22 protein-coding genes and 1 riboswitch are annotated in these 20,346 nt (G+C 34.3%); of the genes, 4 read left to right on the plus strand and 18 right to left on the minus strand.

Going from position 1 to position 20,346, the window contains the following annotated elements; genetic code table 11:
• Positions 1-2: 2 nt before the first annotated feature.
• From H602_RS0100770 to H602_RS0100810, 9 genes are all read right to left on the minus strand, one after another.
• On the minus strand, positions 3-1,298 hold the full coding sequence (locus H602_RS0100770) for an NAD(P)/FAD-dependent oxidoreductase (RefSeq protein WP_026976296.1): 1,296 nt from the start codon (positions 1,296-1,298) through the stop codon (positions 3-5).
• 36 nt (positions 1,299-1,334) lie between these two features.
• A complete protein-coding gene (locus H602_RS0100775) occupies positions 1,335-2,090 on the minus strand; it encodes a DUF6503 family protein (RefSeq protein ID WP_026976297.1) in 756 nt (251 codons plus the stop codon).
• A 77-nt stretch (positions 2,091-2,167) separates the two neighbouring features.
• Positions 2,168-2,860 (minus strand): TIGR04283 family arsenosugar biosynthesis glycosyltransferase, encoded by a 693-nt coding sequence (locus H602_RS0100780; protein ID WP_026976298.1) that lies wholly within the window; start codon positions 2,858-2,860, stop codon positions 2,168-2,170.
• Entirely contained in the window at positions 2,853-3,608 is a 756-nt protein-coding gene (locus H602_RS0100785) for a DUF547 domain-containing protein (RefSeq protein ID WP_026976299.1), read from the minus strand. The genes H602_RS0100780 and H602_RS0100785 overlap by 8 nt, the downstream gene beginning before the upstream one ends.
• A gap of 65 nt (positions 3,609-3,673) precedes the next feature.
• Positions 3,674-4,546, minus strand: a complete 873-nt coding sequence (locus H602_RS0100790) for a sterol desaturase family protein (RefSeq protein WP_026976300.1) — start codon at positions 4,544-4,546, stop codon at positions 3,674-3,676.
• Positions 4,547-4,694: 148 nt separating this feature from the next.
• The gene (locus tag H602_RS0100795; protein WP_026976301.1) at positions 4,695-5,183 is read right to left on the minus strand and encodes a rhodanese-like domain-containing protein; all 489 of its coding nucleotides are present in this window, start codon (positions 5,181-5,183) and stop codon (positions 4,695-4,697) included.
• 488 nt (positions 5,184-5,671) lie between these two features.
• On the minus strand, positions 5,672-6,010 hold the full coding sequence (locus H602_RS0100800; protein ID WP_026976302.1) for a cupin domain-containing protein: 339 nt from the start codon (positions 6,008-6,010) through the stop codon (positions 5,672-5,674).
• Positions 6,011-6,210: 200 nt separating this feature from the next.
• Complete coding sequence (locus H602_RS0100805; protein ID WP_026976303.1) at positions 6,211-7,284, minus strand: carboxypeptidase-like regulatory domain-containing protein; 1,074 nt, start codon at positions 7,282-7,284, stop codon at positions 6,211-6,213.
• Positions 7,285-7,730: 446 nt separating this feature from the next.
• The gene (locus H602_RS0100810) at positions 7,731-8,054 is read right to left on the minus strand and encodes a YbaB/EbfC family nucleoid-associated protein (protein WP_026976304.1); all 324 of its coding nucleotides are present in this window, start codon (positions 8,052-8,054) and stop codon (positions 7,731-7,733) included.
• A gap of 70 nt (positions 8,055-8,124) precedes the next feature.
• Between H602_RS0100810 and H602_RS0100815 the strand changes: the two genes are divergently transcribed.
• The 4 genes from H602_RS0100815 to H602_RS0100830 all read left to right on the plus strand — a co-directional run bounded on the left by H602_RS0100815 (position 8,125) and on the right by H602_RS0100830 (position 13,242).
• Positions 8,125-10,260 carry a S9 family peptidase gene (locus H602_RS0100815; protein WP_026976305.1) on the plus strand — a complete coding sequence of 712 codons (2,136 nt, stop codon included), beginning with the start codon at positions 8,125-8,127 and terminating at the stop codon, positions 10,258-10,260.
• A 76-nt stretch (positions 10,261-10,336) separates the two neighbouring features.
• Positions 10,337-11,377 carry a cysteate synthase gene (gene capA, locus H602_RS0100820; protein WP_026976306.1) on the plus strand — a complete coding sequence of 347 codons (1,041 nt, stop codon included), beginning with the start codon at positions 10,337-10,339 and terminating at the stop codon, positions 11,375-11,377.
• A gap of 129 nt (positions 11,378-11,506) precedes the next feature.
• Positions 11,507-11,701: riboswitch (cobalamin riboswitch) on the plus strand.
• Between the two features lie 141 nt (positions 11,702-11,842).
• Entirely contained in the window at positions 11,843-12,853 is a 1,011-nt protein-coding gene (locus H602_RS0100825; protein ID WP_026976307.1) for a beta-ketoacyl-ACP synthase 3, read from the plus strand.
• Between the two features lie 2 nt (positions 12,854-12,855).
• On the plus strand, positions 12,856-13,242 hold the full coding sequence (locus H602_RS0100830) for an acyl-CoA thioesterase (RefSeq protein ID WP_026976308.1): 387 nt from the start codon (positions 12,856-12,858) through the stop codon (positions 13,240-13,242).
• A 44-nt stretch (positions 13,243-13,286) separates the two neighbouring features.
• On the opposite strand, the gene H602_RS0100835 is transcribed toward H602_RS0100830, so the two are convergent.
• The 9 genes from H602_RS0100835 to H602_RS0100875 form a co-directional block, all read right to left on the minus strand.
• Complete coding sequence (locus tag H602_RS0100835; protein ID WP_026976309.1) at positions 13,287-13,493, minus strand: hypothetical protein; 207 nt, start codon at positions 13,491-13,493, stop codon at positions 13,287-13,289.
• Between the two features lie 113 nt (positions 13,494-13,606).
• Positions 13,607-13,897: a chaperone modulator CbpM gene (locus tag H602_RS0100840; protein ID WP_026976310.1), complete on the minus strand. Its 291-nt coding sequence runs from the start codon at positions 13,895-13,897 to the stop codon at positions 13,607-13,609.
• A 2-nt stretch (positions 13,898-13,899) separates the two neighbouring features.
• Positions 13,900-14,817 carry a DnaJ C-terminal domain-containing protein gene (locus H602_RS0100845; RefSeq protein ID WP_026976311.1) on the minus strand — a complete coding sequence of 306 codons (918 nt, stop codon included), beginning with the start codon at positions 14,815-14,817 and terminating at the stop codon, positions 13,900-13,902.
• Between the two features lie 140 nt (positions 14,818-14,957).
• A complete protein-coding gene (locus H602_RS0100850; RefSeq protein ID WP_026976312.1) occupies positions 14,958-15,710 on the minus strand; it encodes a maleate cis-trans isomerase family protein in 753 nt (250 codons plus the stop codon).
• Positions 15,711-15,796: 86 nt separating this feature from the next.
• Positions 15,797-16,705 carry a fumarylacetoacetate hydrolase family protein gene (locus H602_RS0100855; protein ID WP_026976313.1) on the minus strand — a complete coding sequence of 303 codons (909 nt, stop codon included), beginning with the start codon at positions 16,703-16,705 and terminating at the stop codon, positions 15,797-15,799.
• The gene (locus H602_RS0100860; RefSeq protein WP_035758624.1) at positions 16,706-16,894 is read right to left on the minus strand and encodes a hypothetical protein; all 189 of its coding nucleotides are present in this window, start codon (positions 16,892-16,894) and stop codon (positions 16,706-16,708) included.
• Position 16,895: 1 nt separating this feature from the next.
• Positions 16,896-18,068, minus strand: a complete 1,173-nt coding sequence (locus H602_RS0100865; RefSeq protein ID WP_026976315.1) for a retropepsin-like aspartic protease — start codon at positions 18,066-18,068, stop codon at positions 16,896-16,898.
• Between the two features lie 21 nt (positions 18,069-18,089).
• On the minus strand, positions 18,090-19,208 hold the full coding sequence (locus H602_RS0100870) for a cupin domain-containing protein (RefSeq protein WP_026976316.1): 1,119 nt from the start codon (positions 19,206-19,208) through the stop codon (positions 18,090-18,092).
• A 45-nt stretch (positions 19,209-19,253) separates the two neighbouring features.
• Positions 19,254-20,237: a carbon-nitrogen hydrolase family protein gene (locus H602_RS0100875; RefSeq protein ID WP_026976317.1), complete on the minus strand. Its 984-nt coding sequence runs from the start codon at positions 20,235-20,237 to the stop codon at positions 19,254-19,256.
• Positions 20,238-20,346: the final 109 nt, after the last annotated feature.

A 20,346-nucleotide genomic window follows, 5' to 3' on the forward strand; every position in this document is an offset into this window, starting at 1 on the left:
ATTTATGTTTTTTTTACACCTACAAATTGGTCGGCGAATTGTTTTTGGATTTCGGATTCATAAGAGGTAAAAAATTCTGGGTCGAAGTTGGCGTCTTTCAAATGAGAAATAACAAAATCTACTGTTTGTTTGTCCGTTAAAACCTTGTCAAAAAAGGCGTGACGCATTCGAATGCCAAAAGTATTAATTCCTAAAAAAGTGCGGCTTTCTTTATCAAATGAAATTCGGATGGCTTTCTTGCCTTTGTGGTGTTCCCAATAAAAATGAACTTCATTTTCCTTTGGATTTGCCCAAACCCAACCGTAAGTCTGGTATTCTATGTCTAGAAATTTTGCCGAATTGAACCAATGTCCCGGTTTATATTCCGTTGGATTTCCCGTTAATGTTTGAGCCAGTGTTTCTCCCATCATTCGTCCGGTATACCAAACGGCTTCAATTGGACGTCGTAAATCGATCCCTTCATGTTGTTCTGCACAATCACCAATGGCATAAATATCTGCAATATTAGTCTCCAAGTAACGGTTTACCTTAACACCTTTATTTAACTCAATACCAGAATCTTTCAAGAAGTCAATATTTGGAGAAACCCCTGCTGTTAAACCTACTATTTCACAATCGATGGTTTCTCCTTTATCGGTAACGATGCCTTTTACATGTCCCTTTTCATCCGATAGAATTTCGACCAGATTGGTTCCTAATCTTAAATCGATATGGTGTTCCAAGATGTGTCGGTTAATCATTTGGCTTTCGCCGAAAGGCAAAACACTTCCCCAAAACGTTTTCTCACGGACTAAAAAAGTTACTGGAATATCGCGGGAACGAAGCATCTCTGCTAGTTCAATACCAATCAAACCACCGCCAACAATAACCGCTCGCTTGGTTTGTGGAGCCCATTCTTCCAGATTTTCTAAATCTTTTTTATGATACAGTCCCGTAACACCTTTCAAATCTTGTCCTGGCCAACCGTATTTATTTGGTTTTGAACCTGTAGCCAGTACTAATTTATCAAACTTAATGGTGTCGTTATTTGATAAAACAATTTCTTTTGAAGCTGTGAGAACGGTCGTCACTAAACCTTGAAGCAGATTTATTTTGTTTTTTTTCCAGAAATCATTCTCATACGATTGGGTATGTTCAAATTTCATATGTCCCATGAACACGTACATCAACGCGGTTCGGGAGAAGAAATACTCATTTTCAGAAGATACAATTGTAATTTTTGCGTCCGATTTTTTTCGAATGTGACGTGCCAATGTAACTCCTGCAATTCCGTTACCTACGATGACGATATGTTCCATAATAAAAGCTTTTTGTACGTTATTAAAAAAACGAAATTACTTGGTTAAAAAGTCCGCTCCAGCTGTAAAATAAGCTGCATCCGCTTTGATAAATTGGATGTTGCTTAATGTTGCATGACCCAAATCTTCCGTTAATCCTTTTCCTTCTTCCCACCCCCAAAAAATCCATTTCGTTGCCATCGGAATTCCATCAACGTCTTTGTATTCTAAATACTGAATGGCATGCGGATTTTTCTCAGCAGCTTCTTTACCAGCCTTAAGAGTCACAATATAAGCCGCTTTTTCAATTAAATTTGTTTTTGCATCGGCATAAACTACATACCAATCGTCTGGTGCGTCTCCTGTTCCTGATTTGAACGTAAGTTTTTCAGTCAGGTAATTCGCTGCATCTTTTTCTTTGTTATCGTAAGCATTCCAAATTGTTCCTGGGTCGCTTAATTTATTCGGAAATAAGAAAAAGTAGCTCCATGTAAAAGCATCAAAACGAACGGCCTCTTCATTTGGAATAGTAGGAGCGTACGACACTTTCGCGTTATCAAATACTATTTTTGAACCGTTTTCAAATTCAATTGCTCCTTTGGAAGAATTGGTTAAAAGTGTGAATTTAGCATTCATTCTTTCGCTTCCGCCAAATTCTAATTTTAAATCAAATTGTACCGCTTCTTGGGCTAAAAAGGCTTCGGTATGATGTGCTTTTTCTACTTTATCAGTAAAAGTTAGTTCTTTATCAGTTGGCTTGCAACCTATAGTTGTTAAGAATAACGCGGTTAAAGCAAGTGTCATTTTTTTCATTGTGAATTATTTAGGTGTTCTATTAATATTAGTGTTTCTCGGGGTAATTAGTAGTAGTAAGTTACTACTTGCAATTTTCAACGGACGTATTTTTTATAATATTCAAGCATATTTTCTGCAGAATGGCCTAATCTACGTTTGAGATGAATAATACTGAAATGGTATTGTAAATTCCAAACACCGTTCACCTTATACCTTCTAGCTGATGTAATTACATATTCAGGAAGTACTACAAATTGCTTTCTATCATATAATTTAGACGCGATTTCATTGTCCTCATAAATGATGTACTGTTCGTTAAAACCATCAATTTCATTAAACAAATGCTTGGAAATGAACAACGACTGGTCGCCACCTCGGCAAGAAATATGATTGAATCGCGTGAACCATTGCGAAACCATCAAAACGGGATGTACTAAATCAAATTTCATTCGGAAACAACCTGCTAAGTTTCCTTTATCAACGGCTTCCTTAATCAAACGGTCAAAATGCTTGGGTGGATAACTGTCACAATGCAAGAAATAGAGTAGGGAACCCTTCGCCATTTTTGCTCCTGCATTCATCTGTGTTGCTCGTCCTTTTTCAGAATGAATAATTCGTAAGTTTTCGCCTTCTTTTATTTTGTGTTTTAAGTCGTCTGTACTTCCTCCGTCAACAATTAGGATTTCTACCTTTTCTAAATTGCTGCTGTTGTTTTTCAAGTAGTCTATAAAGTTTTCTATTCTATTTGCTTCATTAAAAACGGGTATGATAATGGAAATGTTAGTCATTCAAACTCCAATTGTAGTCTTTGTAACTTACTTTTGCTTTACTATTTATTTTTACTGTACTGTACTGATTTAAATAATCAATTACAGAACCTTTCGTTTCGAAATCACCTTCAAACCAATCGAATATCTTCGAAATTTCTATTTTGTTTGCTGTAATAGTATTTTTGGAAGCATCGTTCACAAAACGCTTTGCGACCGTTGTTAATTGCTGTTCAAGTTTAGCATCAGAATATGCTTCGTTTAGTAAGTTTGGACATGAAAATGAAGCACAATTAATGGCGAAATGGATTCTAGGTTCATTCATTTTTCTCAAAATCTCATGCTCAACTTCTTCTAAGCTGTATTTTTTAGTTCCCAAGGTAAAGAACTTATTTCCCCAAGGATCTTTAATGTCTTTGATGCTTTTGGTCGGATAATTATTTAAAATTAATTGAACCGTATAAGCGTTATAAGTATTGATCCAATACGCAAGTGTGGCATTTTTAGACCAAGATTTGTTGGGTACATTCGATGCTAATTCTGATAAATATACTTGCAGTTGTTTTTGGTCTTGCTGAAATGCTTTGTAATTTACATTTCCATTTTGAGAAACATTTTTTTGCAACAATGCATTCCATTTTGAATGGTCCATGTTTGCAACAGTTGTAGTACTATTTTGATAAGCTTCCGTTGGAATTTCACCAGCGTTTTTATTGTTTCCACAAGAAAGCAAAGGCAATAAAAGCAGACTTAAGATATATTTTTTCATCAATGTAATTTTAAATTATATACGTATAGACCGTTAACAAAGTCATTCCTGACACAAAAAAGCATTTATTTTTTAAACGGATAGAATTCTTGTTGCACAAAATCTTCCGGAAACTCGTTCTCGTCGTGAAAACCCAATTCAATATCGCGACCATCAGACGGAATGTAATTGGTTCTAAACAAGTAATCCCACAGACTTAAAGAGATTCCAAAGTTGACACCGTATTTGTTTGGTATTTCTTTACTATGGTGCCAAATGTGCATTTTAGGATTGTTGAAAATGTATTTCAAATACCCGTAATCCCAACCAATATTAGCATGGTTTAAATGTCCAATGGCAATGGATATGAAATGTACAATAAAAACATCTTCGAGGTTTACGCCACCAACTAAAATAATAGGAATATAAAGCAGAGATTTATACACAATCGGTTCCATCCAATTGTATCTAAAATGAGCGGCAAAACCCATTTCCTTTACACTGTGGTGCGTTTTATGAATTTTCCACAAGAACGGAATGGTATGAAGCAAACGATGCACATTCCACTGCAGAAAATCGCTGACGAGGAAAAACACCAATAATGCTATAGGTTTTGGCAATTCAGAAATGGAAAAGAGTTGGATGGAAGTCAATTCAAATCCAAATACGTTCAATAAATTGTTTAAAAACTGTTGCACTACATTCGATAAAGCAATGAGTAGAATTAAATTCAGTAGGAAAAAATTAAAGAACAAATAGAACAAATCCAGCCAGAAATCTTTACGGAAAATAGCTTGTTGTTTTCGCCATGGAAATAAAATCTCAAGCAACCATACTACTAATGATATGGCAATCAATCCATAAAAATAGTTGTCCCATTTCCAATATAAAATCTCGCTGATTAAATAATTAAAATATCCGCTGTAAGAATTTGTAATGGTTTCTAGATATTCTGTCATAATAGATCAAAAATTTATAATGCTTATTTTTCAAACGATCATAAGCTGTTATTTTTATTCAGGTTTTCTAAAATTTAACCATCTAAATCAAAACCTTTCTAATAAAAACGGATTAAAAATTTTGTTTAAAATTAGAAGATCATTTGTCTTAATACACCTTAATTCCTCGTTTTAAGTAGGAACCCCATCTTTTGTTAAAGGTGTGGATACTATCAGTTACGTTATTTTTACTGTTGTAGACTTTTCCGCCACTATCTTTCCATTCAAAAATACCTCCGTATAGATTTAAAACATTTTTATAACCCAACTTTTGCAACTTTTCTCCAATGTTTTCACTTCGAACGCCAAGCGAACAATACACTACGATTGTAGCCGCTTTATCAGGAACATTTGCTACAAATTGATCACTGTCAAATTTATTATAACCAACAAACATTGCATTTTTAATATGACTGACGGCATATTCTTCAGGTTCTCTCGAATCTAGGATCACATAGGATTTCATGGATTTTAATTTCATTGACGTAACGTAGGGCACTGTCTTTTTATTCAATTTTTCTAAAACCTGTGGAATGCTTTTTTGAGCCAAACAAAGGCTTGCAGTCAATAGTAGGATAAGTTGAAATAGATGTTTCATAGCAGTTCTTTAAATTAGTTGACGATGCAAATCTTCATTCCTGACAGATATTATTTTATTTTTAGAGAATACTAGCTTCTATAATTAGAGATTCAAGGAGCAGGATTTAAAATAAAAAAAAATCAACCGACAAAATGTAAAGGTAATTCATTTCAATTTTTGTTAACATTTTTTAGGATAAAAATAAGAGTATCTAGAACGCCTTGATTGATGCCGTTATTGCGTAAGAATAGGATTTAAAATAGTAATTTGCCGCAATAGCACAATGTTAAAAAACTCTATTTGTTTAAAAATTATGTTGCTATAAAGGTTTCGCTATAAGAGGACAAATTAAAATGTTATTTGATGCAAAGAGGCTTACTACCCAAATTGCCGCAGTTTAGGTTGCACGATAAAAGCGATTTAAATTTCAATTGAGGTTGAATTTAGATCGCTTATTAAATATTTTTTTTTTTAAAGTGTGCACTTTAGATAGCTAGTTGTAATCGCTATTCAATCACTTTTTTCACGCGATCTACTGTGTCTAATTTTGACAAAGTCAATCGGACAATACTGTCTTCCTTCGCCAGCAAATCATGTGGAACATTTGCATCCAGCGAAATTAAATCACCCGCAATTAAATGCATCTTTTCGCCATTTACGCCAAATTCAATGGCACCTTCGTGGATTTCAACTGTAATTGGAAAACCGGCTTTGTGCTCCTTCATCAGTTGTCCTTTTTTAAATAAAATGCGGATTTCTTTTGAAGTAGCTGTTTCCATCAGCACTGTAATGGTAACTTTATCTTCGTTATAGTTGAGATTTGTTCTTAATGAGGCTGTTATCATGATTTCAATATTTTAATTTGATGCTCAATTTACCTCTTTTTATTGAATAATTCTGCTTAGCGGTATATTATTTGAAAATACAATATATGATCGCTACTAGAGTAGGAGTGGAACTTACTTTGAATCCTGTAACTTGCAAAAATCAATATTATTGGCATTTAATTACATAGAATAGTAACTTTCTAAATTTGAAAATGCTCCTAATATTTAAAATAAAATCCTGTTCTGCTTTTAGAATTTACAAAAACATATTTCTTATTTCTGCTGGAAGGTTTAAAATCAATAATTTTTGGAGCGTCAAAAGAATTCGTGCTATTTTTTGGTGGATAAATTTTGGTAATGGGAAGTAATTCTGCTTTTGAATCGGGAAAAGGAGTTTGACTCAACTTATAATCTGCTGTGCCTAAAAAGCCGTCTTCATTTTGCGCTTCAAAAAGACCGCTGCTAAAATTTGGTTCAAAAATCAGAAACCGTACTATAGAATCATTTTCAATTTTAAATTCTTTAGCGTTTTTGGGATAATAAAAATCAGTGATGTTATAGGCGAAATTTCCACCCCAAAGTACACTTCCAATTTTTTCTTCTGATTTATAAATAAGTTTTGCTTTTGGCAAAGCAATATATTTACCCTCTTTTAAAACATAAATTCCTGATTTCTGGCTGGTTTCTAACAACGTAATAGATTGTTTTTCCTTCTCGTAATATTGCTGGTTTATTTGAAATTTTCTAAATCCTTGTTTTTCAATAGCGATTGCATTATCAAAGATTTTAAACTCAAAATGACCTTCACCTTTCATACTATATGTTTCTACGGTTGAATCAATTAAAGTAAGATTCACGTCTTTTAAAGGTTGTCCAAACGAATTTAGTACCGTTCCATAAAACTTTAAATTTAAAAATTTTGAATCTGTATTTAACGAAATATCTTTATAAAGAGTTGTTGAAGAAGTTATTTTGTTTAAAGTAATAGTATTAAAATTGTAGAATGCATCTTCAGAAAAGTTGTTTATTTTTGTGGATAAAGTCTGATAACCTTCCTTTTTAAAATCTATAAACAGCGTTCTCGGTTGATTGAATTCAAAATTACCAGCAACATCGGTTTGAGTTGTTATCAAAGAATTTCGATAGGTTATAATTACATCTTCTAACGGATTTCCAAGTTCATCTTGGATCCGACCGCTGATGCAACTTTCCTTATTCTGGTCGGAAATGCACGAGGATAAAGATAAAAACCCGATTAAAAGGAGAAGTGTAATGGTAATTTGCTTTGACATTTGGATTGGATCTGTTGAAAGAGTACACGATTATTTTAAAAGTTATATTATTTTTTAAAGGTAGTGTGGAAATAGGCATGAAATGCAACTCTATCTTGTCAATTTTTAAAGATGACAGAATTGACTTTGGAATGAAGTTATAAAGAAATTTATTGTAAAAAATATTTTCCATCGTAAGAACACATCCCGCGTGAAGGATGCTAGAGGAGCTCTTTATTGCTTGGGGGAAAGCAATAAAAGCGGGAACGGACAGCCTGACGTTTTATGTTTTCTTCCTGTCCTGAAAGGCGGGAAGAAAACATAAAAGGGCACGCCCAGAAAGAATTATGAAATATGATTTATGAACTGTGATTATATAAATTTAAAGGGCTCTATAATCCTAATTAAAAAAATCCTAAATCCTACGCATCAAGCCCTAAATCATAACTCAAAAATCCTAAATCCCACTACTTAAACATGTCCATTCCAGGAAGATCAGGCATGCCGTCTTTTGCAGCAGCAGCCAATTCAGCTTCATTAATAGCACTTGCTTTTTCAATTGCTTTGTTCATAACTAATAGAAAGTAGTCTTCCAATTGCTCTTTATCTTCCAATAAACTATCGTCTATGCTTACTGATTTGATCACGCGATTTGCGGTAAGCGTTACTTTAAAAAGACCGTCGTTGCTTTGCTCGTCTATCAATACGGTATTCAATCGTTCTTTTGTTTCTGCCACTTTTTGTTGTGCTTCTTGCAGCTTGCCCATCATTCCCATTAAGTCTCCAAACATTGTTTATAATTTTTAAATTTTTGTAATTACAAATTTATTAAATTGCATTGTTATAACACCTATTAAATTTATGAAAAACGCAACTGTTTTAGCCAGTCTTTGTTTTATTTTTGCAACTTCATGCAATAAAAAAAACGACTCAAAAATGTCTGATAATATACAGCCACCTGTGGCAAAAATGATTCCCAAAACATTAGAAAAATTTGGCGACGTCCGAACTGATAATTACTACTGGCTCAACGATCGTGAGAATCCAGAGGTTATTGATTACCTGAACAAAGAAAACGAGTATTACCAAAAAATGACGGCTCATACGCAAACACTTCAAAAAGAATTGTTTGACGAGATGAAAACTAGGATTAAGGAAGATGATTCTTCTGTTCCTTATTTCTTAAATGGATATTTTTACCTAACGCGTTTTGAAACTGGAAAAGATTATCCCATCTATTCTCGAAAGAAAGGTTCGATGGATGCCAAAGAAGAAATTCTTTTTGATTGTAATGAATTGGCAAAAGGGCAGTCGTATTTCAATTTAGGAGGAATGAGCATCAGTCCAGATAATAAAATGGCTCTTTTTTCTACTGATGTTGTAGGAAGAAGAATTTATACGATGCAAGTTAAAAATTTGGAAACTGGTGAATTGTTATCTGATAAAATTGACAACGTTAGTGGCAGCGGCGTTTGGGCCAATGATAATAAAACGTTTTTTTATGTAACTCAAGACAAAAAAACGTTGCGTTCTGATAAAGTATACCGACACCAAATAGGTACTGCAGACAAAAAAGATCCATTGGTTTTTGAGGAAAAAGACGATACTTTTAATGTAGGTATTGGTAAAGAAAAATCTAAAAAATATATTATCATTGAATCGAGTAGTACATTAACTACAGAGTATCAAACGTTATTGACAGACAATCCAACTGGAAGTTTTAAGGTTTTTCAACCAAGACTTCGTGGATTGGAATATGCGATTTCTCATTATGGAGACAGTTTCTACATTTTGACCAATAAGGATAATGCTACGAATTTCAAAGTCATGAAAACGCCTGAAAATGCGACTTCGAAAGACAATTGGAAAGATTTGATTCCACATAGAAAAGAAACTTTGGTAGAAGATATTGACATCTTCAAAGATTACTTGGTTGTTTCTGAACGTACAAATGGTTTAAGTAAAATTCGTATTATGCCTTGGAGCGGTAAAGACGAATATTATTTGCCTTTTGAAATTGAAACATACACCGCTTCACCAACAACAAATGTTGATTTTGATACCGATATTTTGCGTTACAGTTACCAATCTATGGGAACGCCTTCATCAGTTATTGATTTTAATATGAAAACCAAAACGAAGGAGGTAAAGAAGGAGCAAGCCGTATTAGGAGGTAAATTTGACAAAAACAACTACACAGAAGAACGAATTTGGGCTACCGCAACGGATGGTACAAAAGTTCCGATGTCTATTATTTATAAAAAAGGACTAAAAAAAGACGGTAAAAATCCATTATTGCTTTATGCTTACGGTTCTTACGGTGCCAATATGGATCCTTATTTTAGTTCTACACGTCTTACTTTATTGGATAGAGGTTTTGTGTATGCAATTGCTCACATTAGAGGTGGAGAAGAATTGGGAAGAGAATGGTACGAGAATGGAAAATTATTAAAGAAGAAAAATACGTTTACGGATTTTATTGATTGTTCTAAATATCTAATTGATCAGAAATTTACCTCTGCGAAACATTTGTATGCTGAAGGCGGTTCTGCTGGAGGTTTGCTTATGGGAGCTGTTGTAAATATGGCACCTGAATTATATAATGGTGTCATTGCACAAGTGCCTTTTGTGGATGTAATGACTACTATGTTAGACGATACAATCCCGTTAACTACTGGAGAATACGATGAATGGGGAAATCCGAATGAGAAAATTTCATACGATTACATGCGTTCTTATTCACCTTACGATAATGTGAAAGCGCAAGCTTACCCAAATATGTATGTTTCTACAGGTTTACACGATTCGCAAGTACAGTATTTTGAACCTGCAAAGTGGGTGGCCAAGTTAAGAGCGATGAAAACAGATAAAAATGTTTTGTACCTTGACACTAACATGGACGCGGGTCATGGCGGGGCTTCAGGACGTTTTGAAGCACTGAAAGAACTTGCCAAAGAGTTTGCATTTTTATTAGATTTAGAAGGAATCGATAAGTAATTAGATTTTTTTTGTTAAATTTGCACCGTTGTGAGGTTGATTAACACGATTGAAAACCTCAAATAACAATTTTTTTATGAAAGAGGAAATAAAAGCTTACGATAATGTACTGGGTTTAATCGGTAATACACCACTTATTAAAATTAAAAAAGTTACCGAAGGTTTAATTGGTAATTTTTATGCTAAAGTAGAAGCATTCAATCCCGGACATTCAACAAAAGACCGAATCGCGCTATATATTATTGAAGAAGCGGAACGAAAAGGAATTCTTACACCTGGAGATACTATCATTGAAACTACTTCTGGAAACACTGGATTTAGTTTAGCAATGGTGAGCATCATTAAAGGATACAATTGTATTCTTGCGGTAAGTTCAAAATCATCTAAGGATAAGATTGACATGTTGCGTAGTTTGGGTGCCAAAGTTTATGTATGTCCGGCTCATGTTTCTGCAGATGATGAACGTTCTTACTACAATGTAGCAAAGCGTTTGCATGAAGAAACAAAGGGTTCGGTTTACATCAATCAGTATTTTAATCAATTGAATATTGATGCGCATTACTACAGTACTGGGCCTGAAATTTGGGAGCAGACAGGTGGACAAATTACACATCTTATCGCTTGCAGCGGAACAGGTGGAACTATTTCTGGAACTGCAAAGTACTTGAAAGAGCAAAATCCAGCTATTAAAATTTTAGGAGTTGATGCTTTTGGTTCGGTATTGAAAAAATACCATGAAACAAGAGAATTTGACAATGCTGAAATTTATCCGTACCGCATTGAAGGTTTAGGAAAAAACTTGATTCCATCTGCAACTGACTTTGATCTAATAGACAAATTCATGAAAGTTTCTGATGAAGATAGTGCACATGCTGCAAGAGAAATTGCCAAGAGAGAAGGTTTATTTGTAGGATATACTTCAGGAGCTGTTTTACAAGCCATCAGACAGTATGCAGAAGAAGGCGAATTTGATGAAAATAGTAATGTAATAGCCATTTTTCCAGATCACGGTTCACGTTATATGAGTAAAGTATTTAGTGATGATTGGATGAGTGACCAAGGATTTTTTGACAGTGTCAATATAGAAGAAACTCAGAAAATTGAGCTTATTAAATAGAAATATCTGTTCACTATATTATTTAAAATACCGTTTCATTTTTTGAAACGGTATTTTTTTTACTCTAAAAGTTAAATAACATTAGTCCTAGTGCGGTTTCTTGTTATCTTTGCTTTTAAGTTCTTTGCTTATTTATATCAATAAAAAGGTCTTCGGTTTTTACCGAAGATAATAGGGAATCGTGTGTAATTCACGAACTGTCGCGCAACTGTAAACAGCTATATAGTTTTTATCAACAAAATCCACTGAAGACAAATTTTAGTTTTTGGGAAGGAAGATAAAAATGCTGTAAGTCAGGAGACCTGCCTTTTTTCATTTGACAATGCTTTCGCGATTTGAGGTTATTGGTTTATTTTGCGGGATACTTGTATTCATACGCAACGTAAATTTATTTATCATTCGGCTAAGTGTTTTTAATAAGTCAGTACATTTTTAAAAATTAAAAACTACCAACTCTAATCACGAATGATTACTAAAAAAAATGCCACAATTACCGCAGTCGGAGGTTATGTTCCCGACACTATTTTGACCAATAAGATGCTTGAAAGCAAAGTAAATACTAGCGACGAGTGGATAACTTCTAGAACTGGAATTAAAGAAAGGCGTATTCTCAATGACGTCAACTTGGCTACTTCTGATATGGCAGCGTTCGCAGTTAAAAACCTTTTGCAAGAATCAGGAATAGATCCCAAATCTATAGATTGCGTAATTCTAGCTACATCAACACCGGATCATATTTTAGCACCTACCGCACCTTTAATTTGCGAGAAAGCAGGACTTATTAATGCTTGGGGATTTGATCTCAATGCTGCTTGCTCTGGATTTTTATATGCACTTTCTGTTGGCGCGAGCTTTATTGAAAGTAACCGATATAAGAGAATTATAGTTATTGGAGCAGATCAAATGAGTGCAATTGTCAATTATGAGGATAGAGATACATGTGTCCTTTTTGGTGATGGTGCAGGAGCAGTTCTATTAGAATCGTCAACTGATGAAAATGGTTTGATTGATAACATATTTAAAGTGGACGGGAAAGGAAATGCGTTTCTATCGGTTCCTGCTGGAGGGTCATTATTTCCTGCATCTGCATTAACTATAGAACATAAAAAACATTTTATACAGCAAGATGGAAGAACTGTTTTTAAAAGTGCTATTTTAGGAATGACTTCTACTTGTATCGAAATCATGGAGCGAAATGCTTTAAAAACGGAAGATATTGACTGGATTATTCCGCATCAGGCGAATTTGAGAATAATAGAGGCTGTCAGTAATAATTTAAATTTTCCAATGAATAAAGTAAAAGTCAATATAGAAAAGTACGGCAATACTACAGCCGCTACAATTCCGCTTTGCATGTGGGATTTTAAAAAAGATTTTAAAGAAGGAGACAATTTATTAGTAACTGCATTTGGTGCTGGATTTACCTACGGAAGCACATTTTTAAAATGGGGCAAACAACATACTCAAAAACTATAATTATGACCTTAGAAGAAAAAATTAGCGCATCGGAAACGCATATTTTTAAAGCTGTTTTTCCCAATACCACAAATCATTACGATACTTTATTTGGAGGAACTGCAATGCAATTGATGGATGAAGTAGCATTTATTACCGCAACACGTTTCAGTAGACAACGGATGGTAACAGTAAGTAGTGACCGAATTGACTTCAAAAAGCCAATTCCAGCGGGTACTTTTGCAGAATTTATTGGAAAAGTGACCTACATTGGTAATACAAGTCTTAAAGTTCACGTAGAAATTTATGTAGAAAAAATGTATTCATTGGAGCGGGAAAAAGCCGTTTCAGGCGATTTTACTTTTGTAGCTCTAAACGAAAATAAAGAACCGGTTTCTGTAATTAAATAGTATAAAAAAATGCCTCAACTTTAAATTGAGGCATTTTTTATTCCTTATTTCTTTTCTTCATTGTTGAGTTTATCGTCCCAATCTGGTTTTTCTTCTCCCTTGAACTTCTGAGTGTCTACGTCAAAATTTTCATCGTTGGTTAATACCTCTTCGTGGTCTTTGTATTCGTGTTTTCTCATATCACTTCTGTTGTCTCCTCCTTTATTATTAGAATTTGACGTGTTCGGGCTTTGTGGTTGATTCGATTTCATAGCTCTAATTTTTATGATTATTAATTAATTTAAAATTACAATAAGATTAGTCATTTCGATTACAACATCTGACGTATGATTTACAAAATTAAAATATTGATGCAGAAAGCTATTTATTCATACAGTTTCAGCTTCATTTCCAAATAATTCAATTTAGTATTTTGCTGTTCAATGCGGTCCATTAAATTTAGTACTATTTCAATTCCTTCTTTATTAATGTTTAAATCGTTGTGAAAGCGAAGAATCTTTTCAACTCTTGGTAAATGTTCTGTATGTATATATTTTATTCCATCGACATGCTGGAGTTGTACCAATCCAAATTCTTCGAGTTCGTCTATTAATGTGCGTTCTACTTCGCAAATAGTGCAAAATACTTCTACTACTATTAAATCTTCTGATTCCATATTTAATTGATTTTTGAAAGTTGTGCCAACTCGTTAAACAATTCTTTTTCTTTTTCGGTCAATTGTGTGGGAATTTTCACAACATAGGTCACGTATAAATCGCCAAACTGATCGTCTTTTTTGTAAACGGGAAAACCTTTTCCTTTCAGTCTGATTTTAGTGCCACTTTGCGTTCCTGCAGTCACTTTTAATTTTAACTTGTTAGATTCAAAATCTGTAACGGTAATATCTCCTCCCAAGATTGCGGTGTATAAATCCAAATCATAATCCACGTACAAATCATTTCCAACCCGCTTAAAGGGTGTATTATTTACTATTGAGAAAGTGATGTACAAGTCGCCTTTCGGCCCATTGTTTGTACCTTCATTACCAAAGCCTTTGATTTTAATGGTTTGTTGGTCTTCAATTCCAGCGGGAATAGTGATGCGGATATTTTTACCATTAACCGTAAATTCCTTTTTATGGGTTTTGGAAACTTCCGTAATATCGATGGAAAGTTGTGCATTTAAATCCTGCCCCCGAAATTGCTGTTGGCTCCGCTGACTTTGTCGACCGCCACTTTGACCAAACATCGAAGAGAAAAAATCTGAAAAATCTTCTCCTTCATAATTTCCATAAGACTGTTGCCCTGAATTAGCATGCTGTTGTCTCTGTTGGCCTTGGTTTTGTTGCTGGTATTTTTCATATTCTTCGCCGCGTTCCCAATCTTTCCCGTATTTATCGTATTTCTTCCTGTTTTCAGGATTACTTAAAACGGTATTGGCTTCATTGAGTTGCTGAAATTTGACATTCGCTTCTTTGTCATCAGGATTTAAATCGGGGTGAAGCTTTCGAGCTAATTTGCGATACGCCTTTTTAATATCGGCTTCCGAAGCGCTTTTTGTAAGACCTAAAACCTTGTAATAATCAATAAATTCCATAAGTTTTGTTTGGTTGTTTTATTAATGTTAAGGTAGTGAAAATTATGCTTTACTGATTTATTTGCACTGTTAAATAATTTGAACAAAAAAATGGCAACTAAGTAATTACCTAATTGCCATTATTTATAACATTTTAATTATTAATATTTTCCTGAAAGTAAGCTTCCGCCAATAGCTGATTTTGCTTCAATACCTAACTTTTTCATCATTTCATAAGTGGTACAAACGGCTGCTGAAGTCACAGGAATTCCGATTTCTTTTTCAATCAAATCAATTGCTTCCAAAGATGGCATTTGTACACAAGCGGAAACTACTAATACATCGATATCAGTCAGATCCAGTTGTTTATAAATTTCCAATAAATTCATTGGGTTTTGAGCTGCAACTTCTAAATTATCAGGAATTTCAAGCGCAATACTTTCTTTTACTTCAATTCCTTGATTTTCGATATAATCAACCACCATGTCAGTCAAAGGTCGCATGTAAGGTGTGATGATTGAAATCTTTTTTGCACCTAAAACTTTTAATCCGTTAATTAATGCTCCAGCTGAAGTTACAATTGGAGTAGGGAAGTCGTTTGCTACTGTTTCTTGGTGTAAATTTACTTCTGAAACACAATGATAACCACGACCCATGCTCATTATGGCAACCAAACAAGCGTAACCCATAACATCTACATGCGCGTCCGAAAGTTCTTGAGCACATTTTAAACTCATGGCATCCATAGCTTCCAACTCTTCTTTGGTCACTTTCTTCATTCGCATTCTACTGGAATGAAACGTAAAGCGTTCGGGTAAAATAGATTCACGACTTCTGAAAATCGCTGGAATTTCGGTTTCCATCGTTACGTTCGAAGAGGGTACAATCTGGCCGATTCTATATTTTTTAGTCATTTGATTATTTATTTGGAACGGAGATTTAAAAATTTTTACAATATCTTAAATCAGTGTTGTCTTTAAATTATAGGATTTGTAGCAAATTAAATTTCGCGAACAGTGTTTATCAAAGTTCCAATTCCTTCAATAGTCAATTCCATCAGGTCGCCGTCTTTCATCCATTCCTGCGGATTTCTTCCAGCTCCAACGCCTGCGGGAGTTCCTGTGGCAATAATGTCTCCTGCTTCTAAAGTAAATACGGTACTTAAATCTTCAATCAATGCATTGATGTTGAACAATAGTAATTTTGTGTTGGAATTTTGTTTTTCAATACCATTTAACCTCAATGTTAAATTCAAATTGTGTGGATTTTCTATTTCATCTTTAGTCACCAAATAAGGTCCCATTGGTGCAAAAGTATCTTGCCCTTTTGAAACAATCCATTGACCTTCGCGGCGGCAATCTCTTGCAGAAATATCGTTGATTATAGAATAACCAAAAACATAATCTAATGCATTTTCAGGTGAAATATACTTCCCTTTTTTACCCATGATCACTGCTAATTCCACTTCGTAATCCAATTGTTGGGTTAATTTTGAATTTAAAATAACATCTGTATTTGGACCTGTAACTGCTGTTGGAGGTTTTGAAAAAATAATTGGTTGCTGCGGCAGTTTTCCAGTTGTATCTAACGTTCTTGCACTTTCGGCGACGTGTTCGGTATAATTTAAGCCAATTCCGATGATGTTTTTTCTTGGTTTTTCTATTGGTGCCAAAAGCGTGATTTCATCTAAACCGTACGAGACTTCGTCCAAATCTTCTTGCGAAGTATTGGCAATAAGGTCGTTGATTTCAGCGATGACCTCGAACCCCATGTCGATTAATTCCAACATGTCGTTTGGCAAAGGAAAGTTGGAAATTTCTCCAAAATCTTCCATGTCCACAAGACAGTCCTTGTGCAAAAATCCCAATCTAGGTTCTGAATCTGTTGTTTTATAAGTAGCTAATTTCATTTATTGGTGGTTGGTTTTTTTAGTTGTTATTTTTTTATAAATAGCGAAAATTAGTACGATGCTCCAGAAAGCAATAGTACTATAACCTACAATTACTTTATATTCTTCGTCTTGTTGTATCAAATAAATTCCGAGAACGAGAAAGCCAATTGCAAGTAAAATTCCAAATAATGGTTTGAAGTTGTTCATGTTAATTTTCAATTTTTAAGGATACTATTTTATTTTCTTTATTTTTAATTTCTATTGTATAATTTGTTTTATTTTTAAATGTACTACGTAAATCCATAATTTCGCAAGGAGACAATTCATTTACTTTTTTAGAATCAATACTTATAATTTCATCGCCCGACGTCATTGATTTCGCTAAATTTTGATCCCAAACCATTCCAATAACAAATTTATTGTCAATCATGGTTGGAATGTATTTTGGTACTTTATCTTCTAACAGTACGGTATCACGTGTTTCAAAATAGACCTCTTTATGTTTGAAATCTAAAATTAAATCGCTGTGGTCTAAAAATGCTAAACCAATTCTTGAATTCATATCATCTGTAGTCTCAATGATTAGATTTTTAAAAACGATAGTATTCACTATAGCATTTTCTACTTTCAATAATCGTTGAAGATTAGAAGGTCCTGCGCCAAAAATCCCTATTCCGGATACACCTGTTGATTCACCTACAATTTCAAAAATTCCACTTTCGCTGAAATAATTAAAATTTAGATTTGCCATATCATAATAGCCGTCCATTCCGGTGTCAATTAAAACCAACTCACTGGCTTTATTATTGTTTTTTCCCACGAAATTAAATTTTACATAAGGCGCTTTCTGACTTCCCACCAATTCCATTTTTGACGGCTTTGTCTTTGGACTTAAGTTTTTAACGTTGTTCGTAATATAAATTTTTTGTTGGCTTGGACTTACTTTTAAGATTGATTTTCTAAATAAATTACTGCCGATAAATCCATCAATATTGTAACAGCTCAACAAGTTATTGCTGTGTATATCATAAATTAATGCAATCTGATTTTTAAAATTTAAAGTTCCAATTTTTAAATTAGGAATTTCAGTAGCGTGCATCGATTGCGTTAAATTATTAGCATCATTAATATTTAAGGAAGTACTTTCAACTAAACCTAATGCATCAAAAAGTCTTTTTGAAATTATATTCGGCGCTCCTGTATCAAGTAAAAATCGGAACACTTGTCCGTTAATCGTTACAGGAACAATTATTTTATCTTTAACTAATTCATATCTAATCTCTTCAAAATATTTCTTTTGACTTGTGGAACCCTTGTCAAAGTCAACATTTTGCGAAAATAATTGAGGAGAAACGCAAAGAAATAGTAGTAGAAATCTCATCTTGAAACTATTAATTGATATTTATTCCTGATATTTAACTTTTTGATGTCCATTATTTTCTTCGTAAACTCTATCTTGATAAAAGCCTAATTTTTCGATTACAGGTAAATCATTGAATGAGAATAAACATGCGTCTTCTGAATCTGAATCATTGTGATGTTCGTGCCAAGCCCAAGATGGAACACAAAAAATATCTCGCTCTTTCCAGTCGAAACGAATTCCATCAATTATAGTATAACCTGAACCTTTAGCACATTGGTAAACAAAAGAGCCAGTATGTTTGTGCGCTTTCCCGTGATAGTTTGCGGGTAATAATTGCATTGAAGCTCCCATTGTTGGCATCACATGGCCTCCTGTTAATGGATTAGAATATTGCATTATAATTCCGTCGAACGGATTTAATTCGCTCACATTTGCCGTTTCCAAGAGTGCTGGATATACTTTTTTCCATTCAAATTTGAATAATGGTGAATAATTTTTATTCCAAATATTATCCGTCATTAAAAGCCCTGATGTTCCGTAAGTTATTGGTGAATGATTAACAGGTGAGTTTAACTTTTGTTTTCCGTCCAATACAGCATAATCATTTGCTTCTAAAGCATTCGCTAATGGAATATCAAGTCCATCTTGCCAAATACACGTTTTTCCATTTGCATCCACACCATGTTCGTGCCAACTGGAATTGGGTGTAATAACAAAATCATTGACTTCAAACGTAATTTTATTTCCGTCTACTACCGTATAACCGCCTTCGCCTTCCATGATAAAACGTAAGGCAGATGCTTTGTGTTTATGAGCCGATGTACTTTCTCCAGGACGCGTAACTTGAATTCCGGTGTACAACCAACCTACAGCTGCGGAAACGTCTTTTCGATTGTCATTTACCAAATAAACCACGCGACGTCCCGCCTGTTCTGGTGTAACCAATTCAGAAGATTGAAGTACTAAATCTCTTAACTTGTCGTATTTCCAAAGCATTGGAATGGATGAACTTCGAGGTTCCCATGGTTCAATATCATTGGCAACGGTCCATAAAGCTCCAGCTCCAAGCGATTCTAATTCCTTATAATATGCTTGTAATTCTGGAGAATCTTGCACTCTTGCTCTTCCAATTTGGTCGTCTGAATGGTTGGTGTTCATGGTTTTTTATTTTATTGAATCTTACTACTTGATAGATTTATCTTCCTACAACCTCTTATTAAACTCCTCATGACTATCCACAAAAGTAATTTTTCGAGTAGGAGCGATATTCACTCGTAAATCGAAAATATCAAATCGATTGTAATGGCCAAGAATGTCATGCATTTGTTTAGGCTGAATGCATTTCTCTAAATCAATTTCCGCATACACCATTCCTTCTTCGTCTATCAAAGGTTCGCCGATTACAGCGCCATTTGGTCCAATGAAACCTGAAAATGCAGAATTTTTGCGGGTTAATAACTCTTCAACATTTGGGACTTCTACTTTTAAGGCGTCCATAATTTCCTGCGAAATGGTAGAGCACGAAACAATTGTAAATAACTTTCCTTCAAAGGAATGTGCAGCAGCGCGAATTTTAATTGCTTCTGCCATGTTGTAATCGGGTGGTGCTACGGGAAGCGAAATATAGTTGGCTATGTGAACCAGTTCGCCTTGAGCGAGAAGCGTGAAACGTGCTAATGTATTAGTGTTTTCGCCACAAGCCAATGTTCCAATTGGTCCTACTTCGGTATCGTACACTTTTAAGGAAGATCCATCGCCTGAAGTCCAAGTCAATTTTTCAGCCCAGGTGGGTACTAATTTCCTGTGTTTTCCAATTATAACTCCTTTGTTGTCAATAATTAAATTGGTATTGTAAATCTCGCCATAACTGTCTCCGCGTTCATTGACTCCAATTACTATGTGACAATTATAATCGATTGCCGCTTGAAAGAGAGGTTGCATCACTTCATCTTCCACTTTCACGGAACATTTATACAATTTTTCGTACCATTTACTTCCTTGAACGGGTGTCATTATCCAATTCCAATACGGATATCCGGCTATAAAAACTTCTGGAAATGCAATTAAAGTGGCGCCATTTTCTGATGCTTCTTTGATGAATGCAATCGCTTTGGCAACTGTTGCTTCTACGTTTAAAAAAACGGGTGACGTTTGAACTGTTGCTGCTTTAAACTTTTTGAATTTCATCGGTTTATTATTTTTGAACACATTTTTGAGAAACTAAAGAATTAAATTAAATCAGTGCTGATAGAAATAGACAATTATACTACTGAAAATTAGTAAATACAATGGTTAT

The sequence above is a fragment of the Flavobacterium tegetincola DSM 22377 genome (assembly GCF_000425485.1).
GTDB classification, from domain to species: Bacteria; Bacteroidota; Bacteroidia; order Flavobacteriales; family Flavobacteriaceae; genus Flavobacterium; species Flavobacterium tegetincola.

Bases quoted from the DNA above. Each gene is read 5' to 3' on its own strand.
- H602_RS0100770 (WP_026976296.1), bottom strand. From the start codon at position 1,298: ATGGAACATATCGTCATCGTAGGTAACGGAATTGCAGGAGTTACATTG.
- H602_RS0100775 (WP_026976297.1), bottom strand. From the start codon at position 2,090: ATGAAAAAAATGACACTTGCTTTAACCGCGTTATTCTTAACAACTATA.
- H602_RS0100780 (WP_026976298.1), bottom strand. From the start codon at position 2,860: ATGACTAACATTTCCATTATCATACCCGTTTTTAATGAAGCAAATAGA.
- H602_RS0100785 (WP_026976299.1), bottom strand. From the start codon at position 3,608: ATGAAAAAATATATCTTAAGTCTGCTTTTATTGCCTTTGCTTTCTTGT.
- H602_RS0100790 (WP_026976300.1), bottom strand. From the start codon at position 4,546: ATGACAGAATATCTAGAAACCATTACAAATTCTTACAGCGGATATTTT.
- H602_RS0100795 (WP_026976301.1), bottom strand. From the start codon at position 5,183: ATGAAACATCTATTTCAACTTATCCTACTATTGACTGCAAGCCTTTGT.
- H602_RS0100800 (WP_026976302.1), bottom strand. From the start codon at position 6,010: ATGATAACAGCCTCATTAAGAACAAATCTCAACTATAACGAAGATAAA.
- H602_RS0100805 (WP_026976303.1), bottom strand. From the start codon at position 7,284: ATGTCAAAGCAAATTACCATTACACTTCTCCTTTTAATCGGGTTTTTA.
- H602_RS0100810 (WP_026976304.1), bottom strand. From the start codon at position 8,054: ATGTTTGGAGACTTAATGGGAATGATGGGCAAGCTGCAAGAAGCACAA.
- H602_RS0100815 (WP_026976305.1), top strand. From the start codon at position 8,125: ATGAAAAACGCAACTGTTTTAGCCAGTCTTTGTTTTATTTTTGCAACT.
- capA (WP_026976306.1), top strand. From the start codon at position 10,337: ATGAAAGAGGAAATAAAAGCTTACGATAATGTACTGGGTTTAATCGGT.
- H602_RS0100825 (WP_026976307.1), top strand. From the start codon at position 11,843: ATGATTACTAAAAAAAATGCCACAATTACCGCAGTCGGAGGTTATGTT.
- H602_RS0100830 (WP_026976308.1), top strand. From the start codon at position 12,856: ATGACCTTAGAAGAAAAAATTAGCGCATCGGAAACGCATATTTTTAAA.
- H602_RS0100835 (WP_026976309.1), bottom strand. From the start codon at position 13,493: ATGAAATCGAATCAACCACAAAGCCCGAACACGTCAAATTCTAATAAT.
- H602_RS0100840 (WP_026976310.1), bottom strand. From the start codon at position 13,897: ATGGAATCAGAAGATTTAATAGTAGTAGAAGTATTTTGCACTATTTGC.
- H602_RS0100845 (WP_026976311.1), bottom strand. From the start codon at position 14,817: ATGGAATTTATTGATTATTACAAGGTTTTAGGTCTTACAAAAAGCGCT.
- H602_RS0100850 (WP_026976312.1), bottom strand. From the start codon at position 15,710: ATGACTAAAAAATATAGAATCGGCCAGATTGTACCCTCTTCGAACGTA.
- H602_RS0100855 (WP_026976313.1), bottom strand. From the start codon at position 16,705: ATGAAATTAGCTACTTATAAAACAACAGATTCAGAACCTAGATTGGGA.
- H602_RS0100860 (WP_035758624.1), bottom strand. From the start codon at position 16,894: ATGAACAACTTCAAACCATTATTTGGAATTTTACTTGCAATTGGCTTT.
- H602_RS0100865 (WP_026976315.1), bottom strand. From the start codon at position 18,068: ATGAGATTTCTACTACTATTTCTTTGCGTTTCTCCTCAATTATTTTCG.
- H602_RS0100870 (WP_026976316.1), bottom strand. From the start codon at position 19,208: ATGAACACCAACCATTCAGACGACCAAATTGGAAGAGCAAGAGTGCAA.
- H602_RS0100875 (WP_026976317.1), bottom strand. From the start codon at position 20,237: ATGAAATTCAAAAAGTTTAAAGCAGCAACAGTTCAAACGTCACCCGTT.